14 protein-coding genes are annotated in these 13174 nt (G+C 66.2%); 8 read left to right on the forward strand and 6 right to left on the reverse strand.

What is annotated here, in order from left to right; translation table 11 throughout:
- The first annotated feature begins 14 nt into the window (after positions 1–14).
- From AC1D14_RS00520 to AC1D14_RS00530, 3 genes are all read left to right on the forward strand, one after another.
- Positions 15–434: a DivIVA domain-containing protein gene (locus tag AC1D14_RS00520; RefSeq protein ID WP_476880744.1), complete on the forward strand. Its 420-nt coding sequence runs from the start codon at positions 15–17 to the stop codon at positions 432–434.
- 86 nt (positions 435–520) lie between these two features.
- Positions 521–1693, forward strand: a complete 1173-nt coding sequence (locus tag AC1D14_RS00525) for a hypothetical protein (RefSeq protein ID WP_230119109.1) — start codon at positions 521–523, stop codon at positions 1691–1693.
- 233 nt (positions 1694–1926) lie between these two features.
- Positions 1927–2094 (forward strand): DUF3117 domain-containing protein, encoded by a 168-nt coding sequence (locus tag AC1D14_RS00530; RefSeq protein WP_009357720.1) that lies wholly within the window; start codon positions 1927–1929, stop codon positions 2092–2094.
- A gap of 112 nt (positions 2095–2206) precedes the next feature.
- Here the strand turns inward: AC1D14_RS00530 and AC1D14_RS00535 are convergent, their stop codons facing one another.
- The gene (locus AC1D14_RS00535) at positions 2207–2839 is read right to left on the reverse strand and encodes an O-methyltransferase (RefSeq protein WP_230119058.1); all 633 of its coding nucleotides are present in this window, start codon (positions 2837–2839) and stop codon (positions 2207–2209) included.
- Between the two features lie 360 nt (positions 2840–3199).
- Here AC1D14_RS00535 and sigE point away from each other — a divergent pair, with 360 nt between their 5' ends.
- From sigE to AC1D14_RS00550, 3 genes are all read left to right on the forward strand, one after another.
- Positions 3200–3817 (forward strand): RNA polymerase sigma factor SigE, encoded by a 618-nt coding sequence (gene sigE / locus AC1D14_RS00540; protein WP_230119059.1) that lies wholly within the window; start codon positions 3200–3202, stop codon positions 3815–3817.
- Positions 3818–3825: 8 nt separating this feature from the next.
- Positions 3826–4848 carry an anti-sigma factor gene (locus AC1D14_RS00545; RefSeq protein ID WP_230119060.1) on the forward strand — a complete coding sequence of 341 codons (1023 nt, stop codon included), beginning with the start codon at positions 3826–3828 and terminating at the stop codon, positions 4846–4848.
- 69 nt (positions 4849–4917) lie between these two features.
- Positions 4918–5331 carry a twin-arginine translocase TatA/TatE family subunit gene (locus tag AC1D14_RS00550; RefSeq protein WP_230119061.1) on the forward strand — a complete coding sequence of 138 codons (414 nt, stop codon included), beginning with the start codon at positions 4918–4920 and terminating at the stop codon, positions 5329–5331.
- 30 nt (positions 5332–5361) lie between these two features.
- Here AC1D14_RS00550 and AC1D14_RS00555 read toward each other — a convergent pair whose 3' ends face one another.
- The 3 genes from AC1D14_RS00555 to AC1D14_RS00565 are packed head-to-tail and all read right to left on the reverse strand — an operon-like array spanning position 5362 to position 8496.
- A complete protein-coding gene (locus tag AC1D14_RS00555) occupies positions 5362–6489 on the reverse strand; it encodes an Mrp/NBP35 family ATP-binding protein (protein ID WP_230119062.1) in 1128 nt (375 codons plus the stop codon).
- Positions 6490–6500: 11 nt separating this feature from the next.
- The gene (locus AC1D14_RS00560) at positions 6501–7259 is read right to left on the reverse strand and encodes a DUF1003 domain-containing protein (RefSeq protein WP_476874573.1); all 759 of its coding nucleotides are present in this window, start codon (positions 7257–7259) and stop codon (positions 6501–6503) included.
- Positions 7213–8496, reverse strand: a complete 1284-nt coding sequence (locus tag AC1D14_RS00565; protein WP_230119064.1) for a magnesium transporter MgtE N-terminal domain-containing protein — start codon at positions 8494–8496, stop codon at positions 7213–7215. The genes AC1D14_RS00560 and AC1D14_RS00565 overlap by 47 nt, the downstream gene beginning before the upstream one ends.
- A 76-nt stretch (positions 8497–8572) precedes the next feature.
- Between AC1D14_RS00565 and AC1D14_RS00570 the strand changes: the two genes are divergently transcribed.
- The gene (locus AC1D14_RS00570) at positions 8573–9574 is read left to right on the forward strand and encodes a YflT domain-containing protein (protein WP_476967922.1); all 1002 of its coding nucleotides are present in this window, start codon (positions 8573–8575) and stop codon (positions 9572–9574) included.
- A gap of 126 nt (positions 9575–9700) precedes the next feature.
- On the opposite strand, the gene AC1D14_RS00575 is transcribed toward AC1D14_RS00570, so the two are convergent.
- A complete protein-coding gene (locus AC1D14_RS00575; protein WP_476967923.1) occupies positions 9701–11281 on the reverse strand; it encodes an aminopeptidase P family protein in 1581 nt (526 codons plus the stop codon).
- 102 nt (positions 11282–11383) lie between these two features.
- Here AC1D14_RS00575 and AC1D14_RS00580 point away from each other — a divergent pair, with 102 nt between their 5' ends.
- Positions 11384–12229 (forward strand): PHP domain-containing protein, encoded by an 846-nt coding sequence (locus AC1D14_RS00580; RefSeq protein WP_230119067.1) that lies wholly within the window; start codon positions 11384–11386, stop codon positions 12227–12229.
- A 65-nt stretch (positions 12230–12294) separates the two neighbouring features.
- Here the strand turns inward: AC1D14_RS00580 and AC1D14_RS00585 are convergent, their stop codons facing one another.
- On the reverse strand, positions 12295–13167 hold the full coding sequence (locus tag AC1D14_RS00585) for a DNA-methyltransferase (RefSeq protein WP_230119068.1): 873 nt from the start codon (positions 13165–13167) through the stop codon (positions 12295–12297).
- Positions 13168–13174 lie beyond the last annotated feature (7 nt).

Consider the following 13174-nt stretch of genomic DNA (forward strand, 5'->3'; position numbering starts at 1 on the left):
CGTGGTCTGGCACGATGGGTGATGTGAGTTTCTTCCTCGTCTTCCTTGCCATAGTCCTGATTGGCATCACCGCCGTCATCGGGACAGACATCGGGGCCGGCATTTTGCGGAAGAGCCGCCCGGGCGGCCGGCTGATTGACGACGGCTTCGATGAGCCTGTACCTTCCCTGCCGCCGGTCTTGCTGCCGGCTGACGCCAAGCCGGCCGATGTCGACCACGTGCGGTTCGCCCTTGGGCTACGGGGCTACCGGATGGACCAGGTAGACCAGGTGCTCGATGAACTCCGCGATCAGCTTGCAGTCAAGGACGCAGAAATCGAGCGGCTGCGTGCCCGCCTCCGTATCGACGGCACCGGCGTTGCGGCCGTGGCCCGTGCCACCGCTGAGGAAAGGCCCGCAGCCGACGACCTTACTGCTGCCGAGGACAGGTCTTGACCGGTTCTGCCGCCGCCAGCACGATCGGCCTGGCCACGGCGCGGCTGTCGGCAGGGGCCGCGCGCTGGCCGTGGTGGGTCCAGGTGATGGTGATCTACATGGCGGCCCGGCTGGTCAGCGCCGGCATCTTCATGTCGGCGGCGCTGCACCAGGGGGTCAATCCGTGGTTCCCGGCGAAACCCGACTATTGGAACTTCATCAATATCTGGGATGCCCGCTGGTACGGCGAGGTCATCGCGAATGGCTATCCGTCGGAGCTGCCGGTGGACGGCGCCGGGAGCGTCAAGGAAAACACCTGGGCGTTCTATCCGCTGTTCCCGGTACTGGCGCGGACTCTCACGGCTGCCACGGGTATCAGCCCCGCGGCCTCCCTCACGGTCATTGCGATGCTCGCCGGCCTCGCCGCGTCTGTGGTGGTCTACGCCCTTTTCCGTCGCCGGACGGAACACGGGCCGGCCCTGTGGGCCGTTGCGTTCTTTGCCGCGTTTCCGGTTTCCCCGGTGCTCCAGGTTCCTTATGCGGAATCCCTGAACATCCTCCTGCTGGCCTCGGCCCTGCTGCTCGTGCTCCGGAGGCAGTACATCTGGGCCATCCCGGTGGTCCTGGCGATGTGCCTCTCCCGGCCCACGGGGGTACCCTTTGCCGCGATGGCCGGGATTCTTTTCCTGTACCGGGCGGCGGAGGTATGGATCCTCGGCCGAAGCAAGGGCGTCGCGGTCCCTGAACCTGCACCGCGCGTGCATAGCCCCAGGGAACTGTGGTCCTTGGCTGTGCTGACCGCCGCCAGTGGGGCAGCAGCGCTCCTGTGGCCTGCCATCGCCTGGATAACAACGGGCGACATTGAGGCCTACACCAAGACCGAAACTGTCTGGCGCGGGCACGACCTGGTGCCTGTCAAACCGTGGTTCGACACCGGCGTGCTGCTGTTCGGGCCGGTGCTGGGCCTGGCGGCGCCGTTCATTTTCGTCGCTGCGTTCGCGCTGCTCATGATGTCCAGGCCTGTGCTGCAACTCGGTACGGAACTCAGACTGTGGTGCGCCTGCTACATGGGGTATCTGCTGGTATTCCTGCATCCGCAGACCAGCACCTTCCGCATGCTGCTGCCGCTGTTCCCGCTCGCGTTGGGAGCGGCGATGGTCTCAAGGTCGCGCGCCTACCGCGGGGCCGTTATCACCATGTTCGTCCTGCTACAGATCGTGTGGGTGGTGTGGTTGTGGGCGTGGGCCCAACTGCCAGGCGGAGGCGACTACCCGCCGTGAGATCGATGCCGGCCCAGAGTCGGCACGCGGGTTATCGTCCAGCCGCATCGAATGTCCATCGATTAGCTACAGACGGGTAATTACAGGATAATAGGGGGTAAGCAAGGACAAAAGCATTCGAAGCGTTCAGTCATGGCGGCTGCCGAACGGGCCGCCATAGCGGCTTGTTTGATCATGCGGACTCAGCCCGGCCGGGCTGCTCAGTCCTGGGACTATTGGAGGGGAATTTCCTCATGGCGGCTATGAAACCACGCACCGGCGACGGCCCTATGGAAGTAACCAAGGAGGGCCGCAGCCTGATTATGCGTGTGCCGCTCGAAGGCGGAGGTCGGCTCGTGGTCGAACTCAATGCTGCTGAGGCGGCCAACCTCAAGGAATGCCTCGTAGGCGTTACCGAATAGATTGCCACGCAGGGCCTGCAGCCGGAAGGCTTGGGTTCTGGCGGTCGTTGCAACCCCCGAGATTTTGGGAGTTGCAACGATCGTTTCGTCTTTAACGAAGAAACATCCGGCCTTACTTCTTAACCGCTACCAGCAGCCCGTCACCGGTGGGCAGCATGGCGGAGGCCAGCCGGTCGTCGTCGCGGACGGCCTTGCCCACCTGCCGCAGCACCACAGTGGTGGAGTCTCGGGCGGCGGGGTTGGACACGCGGTCCTTGTCCAGAGCGTCGTTGACGATGAGGAGACCGCCGGACTTGAGCAGGCGCACGGCCTGCTCCACGTAGCGGGGGAAGCTGGGCTTGTCCCCGTCGATGAAAACGAGGTCGTAGGCAGCGTCAGTCAGCCTTGGCAGAACATCCCCGGCCCGGCCGGAAATGGTTCGTGTCCGGTTCGCCGGGCTGCCGGATTCCTGGAAGGCCTCGCGTGCTGCCTTGAGGTGTTCGACATCCACGTCGATGGTGGTCAGCACGGCCTGCGGCCCGAGCCCGCGAAGGAGGCAGACGCCGGAGACGCCCGCGCCCGTGCCGATTTCGACGGCGGTCTGCGCCTTCGACGCCGCAGCCAGAACAGTCAGCACGGCCCCGACGCCCCGGCCGATAGGCGTCACACCCAGTTCGAAGGAGCGTTCCCTGGCACGCAGCAGGACCTCATCCTCGGCAGGCAGATCTTCTGCGTAGGACCAGCTCGTGGACTTGTCGGCGCTCATGTGTTTCGCTTTCTGGGCGGCAGGGGGGATGTTTCTTACAGCGTACTGTGTCCGGCGGTGTGCCGCCGGAAGGTGACGGCGGGGCCGGCTGTGATGGCGGCTACTTCCGTGCGGGCAGCCGGAGCCGACGTCTCCGTGCCCCCCATCGGGGCCCTGAAGAGGGCCCGGCATGCCATTGCTGGACGTCCCCGCTGCCACCGCTCCGCGTTCATTGCGCCCACGGCTAAAGGGGGCCCCACAGTCAGGAAATTCCCAGCCAAATTTGACATGATAAGTATCCGCTCATCCAAGTGGTGATCGGCGCCGAACCAATGATGTAAATCGCATCAGGCGTTAGTACATCCACGAGGGGAGTGGACGATGTCAGGATCAGTTGTGGCACCTGTCCCTGCAGTTGAAGAACCGGGGGCTGACTGGGTCAGGCCCACCTGGGAAGAAGTGGTGACCAACCATTCTGCCAAGGTCTACCGGCTTGCGTACCGTCTTACCGGCAACAAGTACGACGCCGAGGACCTCACTCAGGAGGTGTTCGTCCGGGTCTTCCGCTCCCTGGAGAATTTCAAGCCGGGAACATTGGACGGCTGGCTGCACCGGATCACCACGAACCTGTTTCTCGACCAGGCCCGGCGCAAGAGCCGGATCCGCTTCGACGCGCTGGCGGAGGACGCCGAATCACGCTTGCCGGGACGGGAGCCGGGCCCTGAGCAAAGCTTCGAGCACAACAACCTGGACCTCGACGTCCAGGCCGCCTTGGAGGAGCTCCCGCCGGACTTCCGTGCCGCCGTGGTGCTGTGTGACCTGGAGGGCCTGTCCTACGACGAGGTTGCCGAGGCCTTGGGCGTGAAGCTGGGGACAGTGCGCTCGCGAATCCACCGTGGCCGGACCATGCTGCGGGAAAAGCTTGCCCACCGCGATCCGCGTCCCCAGCAGTCGCGCAAGCCGCGGCTCAAGATGCCCCGCATCGCCGGAGTTCTCTGATCGGCGCCATGCGTCAACTGAACCGCTTGCTGGAGGACCTCAGGAAATTGTCTGCCTCCCTGCCCGGGGCAGGGAGGCAGCATCCGGGCACGCCCGACCATGTCCGCCAGTGCAGCGAATGCGCCGCTGCACTCCGCCGACAGCGCCAGTACCTTGAAAAGCTCCGCGATGCTGCCGTCCCCGCGGCCAGCGATGAACTGACGGCACGGCTGCTGCTCCGGACGCAGCAGCTCGCCATGGCGCCTGCCGCGCCGGCGCCTCGGACGGCCCCCTTGAAGCTGGCCGGCCTGGCTGGAGGGGTGGCCGTGCTGGCCGCAGGCACGGTTGTGGCCGGTGCCTACATCTCTGCGGGGGAGCCGCGGCAATACGGGGCGGCGACCTTCTCGGGACAGGCCGGGAGCCCGGCGGAAGCTGCCGCCGGCGGGGGCCCGTCGGCTGACCCCAGGGTGGCCGCCCTGCGCACCCACGGATGGGCCTGTCCTGACCTGCAGGCCATGGGCTTCCACATCGTCTCGGCCACGTCAAAGGTTTTCGCCGGCCACCCGGGTGTTGAAGTGCGCCTCTCGGACGGACGGCACACAGCCACCGTCCTTGAACAGCACTCCGGCACAGCTGCCGGCAGCGGAGCGGCGCCGGCAGCCACGGCAGCGCCGGATGTTCCGCTCAACCCCCTGACGGGGCACGCCGCCGGTCAGGACGGATTCGTGGCCGTTGACGCCGGCAAAGCCGTTGGCGGCAGGCTCTGGATCAGGGTGTCCGCCCCGTGGAGCGCCATCTACCAGACAGGCCGGACCACGTTCACGTACGTCTCGGACCTGCCGGCGAACGCCGCGGATGACGCCGTCCCGGCGTTGGCGGTGGCCGGTGCCACCGTAAGCCAGGGAACGGGGGAGCCGGGGATTGCGGCGGACGCCGCCGCCGAGGCGTCCCCGGGCGGTTCCGGCAGCGAATCCGTTGTGGAACGGCTGGAACGCGGGCTGCGCAGAATAGCCCGGCAGGTGGGCAAGATGACCGAACACCTGGCGCAGTGACACAACTCCCGGCCGCCGTGACGGTGGCGAAATCGTCAGCGCCTCCCCGGAGAGGGTAATCTTCCTAAAGTGTTTGGAATCAATGGCCCGGAGTTCTTACTTCTGCTGCTCATCGGCATTCTGGTGATCGGCCCCCAAAGGCTGCCCGAATACACCCAGAAGCTGACCAACCTTGTGCGCGAAGTGCGCCGGATGGCGTCCGGCGCGCGGGAACAGATCAAGGAAGAAGTCGGCATCGACATCGATGAGGTCGACTGGAAGAAGTACGATCCGCGCCAGTACGATCCTCGCCGCATCATCAAGGAAGCACTGCTCGACGACGACACGAAGCCCGTCAGCCCCGGAGCGCCGCTCAGCGGTACGGCTGCCACAACGGCTGCCGTTTCCGAGGCAGTGGAGCCGGTGCCCGACTCGCGGCCCGGTCACGTCCTGGAACGGTTGCCCGACGGCGAAGCCGCACCTTTCGACACGGAAGCCACCTAGGGCGCCTTACACCGCCCGCCAGGCGTTCGGTTACTTGGGTTGCAGGCCCAGTGAGATTCCGGTAAGTCCCCGCGGCCTGGCCGCAAGTTTCCCGGCGATGCCGGACAGAGCGGCTGCTGCCGGTGTTTCCGGGCGGCCGAGCACGATGGGCCTGCCGGAGTCCCCGCCTTCGCGCAGGAGTATGTCGAGCGGTATCTGGCCGAGCAGCGGCACGTCCGTGCCGGTGGCGGCACTCAGCCGTTCGCTGAGCAGCTGCCCGCCACCGCTTCCGAACAGCTCCATCCGCCCGCCGTCGGGCATCTCCATGTACGACATGTTCTCGATGACGCCGGCCACCGTCTGCCCGGTCTGGGTGGCGATCGCCCCGGCGCGTTCGGCGACGTCCGCTGCGGCCGCCTGGGGAGTGGTGACCACGAGGATCTCGGCCTTGGGAAGCAACTGCGCAACCGATATGGCGATGTCCCCGGTACCCGGAGGCAGGTCCAGGAAGAGGGCGTCGAGGTCGCCGAAGTAGACGTCGGTGAGGAACTGCTCCAGTGCACGGTGCAGCATCGGCCCGCGCCATGCAACCGGCTGGTTGCCAGTGACGAACATGCCGATGGAAATGACTTTCACGCCGTACGCCACCGGCGGGAGGATCATGTCGTCCACCCGCGTGGGTGCCTGGGTGATGCCCATCAGGGCAGGTACGGAAAAGCCGTAGACATCCGCGTCCACGATTCCCACGCGCAGCCCTTGGGCAGCCAGGGAGCAGGCCAGGTTCACGGTGACTGAGGACTTGCCCACCCCGCCCTTGCCGCTGGCCACGGCGAACACTTTGGTCAGCGACCCGGGCTGGTTGAACGGGATTCCGCGCTGGCCGCCGGGCCCGCGGAGCTGCTCCTTCAGGGAATCGCGCTGGGCCTGGGTCATGACCTTCAGTTCGACGTCGACGCCCGTGACGCCGGGAACGTCAAGCAGTGCTGCCTCAGAATCTCTGGTGATCGTGTCCCGGAGAGGGCAACCGGCAATGGTGAGCAGCACGGAGAGGTGCACCGCGCCGTCGTCGGAGATGTCAACGGAATCCACCATGCCGAGTTCCGTGATGGGACGGCGCAGTTCCGGATCGATGACGGTTGCCAGGGCAGCGTTGACTGCCGCGGCGAGGGTGGTGCTCATGCTGTGGATGCTCAGCTTTCCGGGGAGGTGGGGCGCGGCTGGGATGACCGGCCCTGGCGGGGCTTGTCCGACTTGACCTTGGGTATCTGTTGGGTCCGCGGATTGCGCTGCCGCTCCCGCTTTTCCTTGAGTTTTTCCCTGACGAGTTCGCGCGGCGACTCATGGCTGCCGGGACCGGAAGGATCGTGGGTCCGGAGCTCCTCCTGGGCTTCCAGCAGGTCCTCCAGAAGGCTCCGCAGTTCAGCCCGGACGTAGTCGCGCGTGGCCACTTCCCGCAGCGCGATCCGCAGCGACGCCAGCTCCCGGGTCAGGTACTCGGTGTCGGACAGGTTGCGTTCCGCGCGCTGGCGGTCCTGCTGGAGAGAGACGCGGTCACGGTCGTCCTGCCGGTTCTGGGCCAGCAGCAGCAGCGGTGCGGCGTACGAGGCCTGCAGTGAGAGCATCAGCGTCAGGAGGGTGAAGCCGAGCTCCACCTTGTCGAACTGCCAGGCGGCGGGCGCGAAAGTATTCCAGGCCAGCCAGAACAGGCAAAACACCGTCATATACAGCAGGAACTGCGGGGTTCCCATGAAACGGGCGAAGCCCTCTGTGGCGTGGCCAAAAGCGTCCGGGTCCGGCGAAAACTTGGGTAAGATGCGCTGGCGGCCGCTCAGGGGCGTGTCCAGGCTGCCCTTGCCCGCTGCCTTGCCTGGTGACCGCGGAACGGCGCCCTTTGCAGTGTTTTCAGCCAATGCGGCCTCCAAGCCTTCTGATCGGAGCTTCGCCGTCATTTGCCCGCCAGTCATCCGGCAACAGATGGTCGAGGACGTCGTCAACAGTCACGGCGCCCACCAGCCGGCCGGCCTGGTTGACCACCGGAAGGGAGTTCAAGTTGTAGGTTGCAAGCGTGCGTGCCACTTCGCTGATGTGGGCCTGGTCCGAGAGCGGCTCGAGGTTCTTGTCCACCAGATTGCCGAGCGGTTCGAACGGCGGGAAGCGCAGCAGCTGCTGGATGTGGACGACGCCCAGGAAGCGGCCGGTGGGGGTTTCCAGCGGGGGCCGGGCAATGAAGATGGAGGATGCCAGGGCAGGCGACAGCTCTTCGCGGCGGACGTGGGCGAGTGCCTCTGCCACCGTGGCCTCGGGCGGCAGGATGACAGGAACGGGGGTCATGAGGCCGCCGGCCGTGTCCTCGTCGTATTCGAGCAGGCGCCGGACGTCTTCTGCGCCTTCCGGTTCCATCAGCTGCAGCAGCTCCTCAGCCTGGGCGGTCGGGAGCTCGCCGAGGAGGTCGGCGGCGTCGTCGGGATCCATTTCCTCCAGGACGTCGGCGGCCCGCTGGACGTCGAGGGCGGAGAGGATCTCCACCTGGTCGTCTTCCGGCAGTTCCTGCAGGACGTCGGCGAGGCGTTCGTCCTGCAGCTCGCTGGCCACTTCGAACCGCCGCTTGTCGCTCATCTCCTGCAAGGCCTCGGCGAAGTCGGCGGGCTTGAGGTCCTCGTGGTTGGCAACGAACTGGGTTGCAGCCTGGGGCTCCGTCTTGGCGCCCTGGTGGGCGTCCGCCCAGTCGATGATCATGGTTTCGTTCCTCCGGAGCCGGCTGAGGGGGGCCAGGGAATGGCCGCGGCGGACGAACAGTTTGCTGACGAACCAGTCACCCGAGCGGTGCTGGTCCATCGCAATGTCCTCGATCGTGGCGTCGCCGCTGCCGTCGCGAAGGGTGACGCGGCGGTCGAACATCTCCGCAACCACGAGGGTCTCTGCACCCCGCTGTTCGAAGCGGCGAAGGTTGACCAGCCCGGTGCAGATGACCTGCGTCTGGTCGATGGACGTAATGCGGGTCATGGGAACGAAGACGCGCTTCTTGCCCGGGACTTCGACGACGATGCCCACCACGTGCGGGGCGCCGCGGGTTCCGCGTGAGAGCACCACGACGTCGCGCAGCCGCCCCAGACGGTCGCCCAGCGGGTCGAAGACGTCCAGTCCCAGGAGGCGCGCAACAAACACGCGCGATAGATGTGTGCTCACCTCTACAGGCTACCGAGTCTGCTCACTTTTAGCTGAATTTCAGCCCGCGCACATCCTTATGGGCAAGAATGGGTGTATGTCAAACATTTTTGGTGCTCCCAAGGCTGGTGTCCCCAACGGCTCCGACGAGTCCCGGACTGTCCCCACCGGGGATACCGTCGGCCGCTATACCTCCTACCTGGACGCCCAAAAGGCTGTCGACTACCTGGCGGACCAGCAGTTCCCGGTGCACATGGTGTCCATCGTCGGCAACGAGCTCAAGATGGTGGAGCGGGTGACAGGCCGGCTCAGCTACCCGCGGGTGGCATTGTCGGGTGCACTGAGCGGCATGTGGTTCGGCCTCTTCGTCGGCGTCATGCTCTCCTTCTTCACACCGGCCGGCGGAACGTTCTCCATCATCAGTTCGGTCCTGATGGGCGCCGCTTTCTTCATGCTCTTCGGCATCGTCACGTACGCGATGCAGCGGGGCAAGCGTGACTTCACGTCCACCAGCCAGGTGTTGGCCAGCAACTACGACGTCGTGGTGTCCTTCGAAGCCGCCCACGAGGCGCGCCGGCTGCTGCAGCAGCTGCCTATGACACCGTCCGACGCCACCGCCGGCGCTGCGCCGTCGAGCTACACTGCGCCGCCGAGCGACACCCAGCGTGAGTACCAGAACGAGCCTTTCCAGCAGCCCGGCCAGCCCCAGCAGCCCGGCCAGCCTCCGCAGTCCGGCCAGCAGGGCCCCTACCAGGGCCAGGCGCCCCAGCGGCCGGCCGGCTGGAACGACCCCTACGGCCAGCGGACGCAGGATGCCCAGGGGCATGACCTCCAGGACTCCCAAACTCGGGGTTCCCAGGCTCCCGGTGCCCAGGCGCACGGCGCACCGGTTGCACCCCTGTATGGGGCCGTCGAGGGCCGGCAGGGCCAGCATAGCCAAGCCCCGGAAGCCGCCGAAACCCCGGACGCCGCGCTGCGCGCCGGCCAGCGGCCTGCGGCTGTCCGCTACCCTGACCTGCCTGACGGCCGCCCGCAGTACGGCGTGCGCGTGAACGATGCCAACCAGCCGGCGCAAAGCAAGGACGAGCCGCAGCGTTAGCGACAGGCGAGCCCCCCAGGTGAGACGGAAAGGGAGGGCCACCGGAGAAATCCGGTTGCCCTCCCTTTTTCTTGTAGAGGCTTGCCTCGTTTGTAGAGGCTGGACTCCCGCAAGAGCCCGCTCCGGTTAACCCTTGCCGTTGACTTCCTGCCAGATGCCAGCCATCCAGGCTTCGACGTCGTCGGCCGTGCGGGGGAGCGCGGCGCTGAGGTTGACGGGGCCGTCGGCGGTCATCAGGATGTCGTCCTCGATGCGGACGCCGATCCCGCGGTACTCCTCGGGGATGCCGATGTCCTCATTCTTGAAGTACAGGCCAGGTTCGATGGTGAAGATCATGCCTTCGGCCAGCACGCCGTCCAGGTAGAGCTCCCGCTTGGCCTGCGCGCAGTCGTGGACGTCCAGGCCCAGGTGGTGGCTGGTGCCGTGCGGCATCCAGCGGCGGTGCTGCTGCCCCTCGTCGCTGATTGCTTCCTCGACCGGTACGGGAAGGAGGCCCCATTCGGCAAGCCGTTCCGCGAGGACGGTGGTGGCGGCAGTGTGGATGTCCCGGAACTTCGTGCCGATCTGCGCGGCCGCAAATCCGGCGTCGGCGGCGTCCAGCACGGCCTCGTAGACCTTGCGCTGGACATCGGAGAAGGTGCCGTTGGCCGGCAGCGTGCGGGTGATGTCTGCTGTGTAGAGGGAGTCGGCCTCCACGCCGGCGTCCAGCAGCAGGAGTTCCCCTGCGTTGATTTTGCCGGTGTTCCGGGTCCAGTGCAGCACGGTGGCGTTGTTGCCGGAGGCTGCAATAGTGTCGTAGCCGAGTTCGTTGCCTTCTTCCCGGGCGCGGGCGAAGAAGGCACCCTCCACCACGCGCTCACCGCGGAAGTGGGTCAGGGCACGGGGCAGCGCCTTGACCACTTCAGCAAAGCCTTCCACCGTGGCGGCCACGGCGATCTGCATCTGCTCGACTTCCCACTCATCCTTGGTCAGGCGGAGCTCGGAAAGGGCTTCGGACAGCTTCTCGTCGAGGGCGTCCAGCACGCCGAGGTCCAGGTTGTCAGGGTCCTTGGCGGTGTTGTAGCGGGCAGTGTCCACGAGAGCGTCAATGTTCTCGTCGACCTTGCGCACCAGGCGGATCGAAATGCCGCCGATTTCAGGGGCGCCAACATTCTTGGTGATGGCCGTCTCGAGTTCGTCGATATGGGCCGCCGGGAGGCCGAGGCGTGCCTCGAACTCTGCCAGCGTGGGGCGGGCGCCGATCCAGAACTCACCGGACCGCGAGTCGGCGTAGAAATGCTCGGTGTCCCGTCCGGCCAGCGGGCGGAAGTAGAGAGTCGCACGGTGATTGCCGCCGTCGTCCCCGGTGCCGTCCTCGACGGGCTCGAAAATGAGCACCGCGTCGGGCTCATGGTCCAGGCCCAGCCCCGTCAGGTGTGCGAAGCCGGAGTGCGGCCGGAAGCGGTAGTCGCAATCGTTGGAGCGGACCTTCAGGGGACCGGCGGGCACTACCAGGCGTTCACCGTTGAACTGGTCGGAGATGGCCCTGCGCCTTCTCGCTGCGTGGCCTGCCACGGCGTCGCGCGCGGGGGTCACCTGCGGAGACGGCGCCCAGTTGCTGGCCATGAATGCCTTGAAAGCCTCGGAACTGGGCCGCTGCGAGCGGTTGTTGACCCGCTCTTCGAGAGGCTGGGAAGCGGAGTTTTGGGTGTTTTCTGCGTCGTTCACCGTCCCATAGTCTCACCAGCCGTGCGGCTTAGGCCAACACCGAACCCGAAGCGGCACCGGCCCGTCCGGCCGTATCAGCCGGGCATCTACTAGGCTGGGCTAGTGAGGATAGATCTGCACGCCCACTCAAACATCTCCGACGGCACGGAGCCGCCGGCCGCTGTCATGGCAGCCGCGGCGGCAGCGGGGCTGGACGTCATTGCCCTGACGGACCATGACTCCACGGACGGCTGGGACGAAGCCTCGCGGGCGGCGCTCGAAAACGGGGTGGCACTGGTGCCTGGCATGGAGATTTCCTGCCGCACGGAAGAGGGGATCAGCGTCCACCTGCTCAGCTACCTGCACGACCCGGCCCACCCGGGCTTGCTCGAAGAGATCACCAAGGCCAAGGACGCGCGCCTCACACGGGCCGAACGCATGGTCACTCTATTGGCCGAGGACTACCCGCTGAGCTGGGACGACGTGATCCACCATGTGGCGCCGGGGGCAACCCTTGGACGGCCGCACATCGCCGACGCGCTGGTGGCCGCCGGCGTGGTGGCGGACCGCACTGAAGCGTTCACCTCGATCCTGACCTCGCATTCGCGGTACTTCGTGCAGCACTATGCGCCGGCTCCCGCGCTCGCCGTCGAACTTGTCCGTTCAGCCGGCGGCGTCCCGGTCTTTGCCCATCCGGTGGCGTCCGCCCGCGGACGCGTGGTGGGGGAGCGCACCTACCGGGAAATGATCGACGCCGGACTGGCGGGACTTGAGATCGATCACCGGGACAACACCGAAGCGGGCCGCGAGTTCCTGCGCGGCCTCGCCGCCAGGCACGGCCTGCTCATTACGGGATCGTCGGACTATCACGGCACGGGAAAGCCCAACCTGCTGGGCGAAAATCTGACGGCGCCCGAGGCGTTTGCCCGGATCGAAGAGCTCGGCACCGGCAGCGCGGTCATCCGCTGACCGCCGTTCCCAACTAACTCGCAGTGGTGGCCGTTTTCAGCCCTCAAAACAACAGTAAGTGCGAGTCACTCGGGCGGGTAGGAGGCGAACTCGGCATGCGCGCCCAGGCGCTTGGCCATGACGTCGATGGCCGGCTGGTTCTGATCCACGCACACAAATCTGCGGCCCAGCTTGGCGGCCACGGCGCCGAGCGTCCCGGATCCTGCGAAGAAGTCCAGGCACCAGTCGCCCGGGCGGCTTGAGGCGGCAACAACCCGCCGCACCAGGCCTTCAGGCTTCTGCGTGGGGTAGCCGGTCTTCTCTTTTCCCGTAGGGGAGACGATCGTGTGCCACCAGACATCCGTGGGCAACTTGCCGAGCTCACGCTTCGCCGGCGTCACCAGCCCAGGCGCCATGTATGGCTCCCGGTCCACTTCGGCGCTGTTGAAGTGGTATTTGGCCGGGTTTTTCACGTAAACCAGGATGTTGTCGTGCTTGGTGGGCCAGCGGTACTTGGCGCGCGCCCCGTAGTCGTACGCCCAGATGATCTCGTTGAGGAAGCACTCGCGGCCGAAGATCGCGTCCAGCATGACCTTGGCGTAATGCACCTCGCGGTAGTCCAGGTGCAGGTAGAGCGTGCCGTCGTCAGCAAGCAGGCGCCATGCCTCAACGAGCCGCGGTTCCAGAAACGACCAGTAGTCGCTGAACGCATCGTCGTAGCGGTGCAGGGCGCCCTTGATGGTGTCGTAGGAACGGCCTTTGAAGCCGACACGGTCGCCGTCGCCGCCGGCGTTGAGCACCATTTTGGTTTCCTGGCGCTGCTGGGTCCGTCCCGTGTTGAACGGCGGGTCCACGTAAATGAGTGTGAAGGCGCCGTCCGGCAGCGTGGGGAGGAAATCCGCGTTGTCCGCGTGTACCACCAGGTTGCTGCCGTCCGGCGCCCAGACAGTTTCAGTCATTGAGGCT

This window comes from Arthrobacter sp. P1_B11 (genome assembly GCF_056406715.1).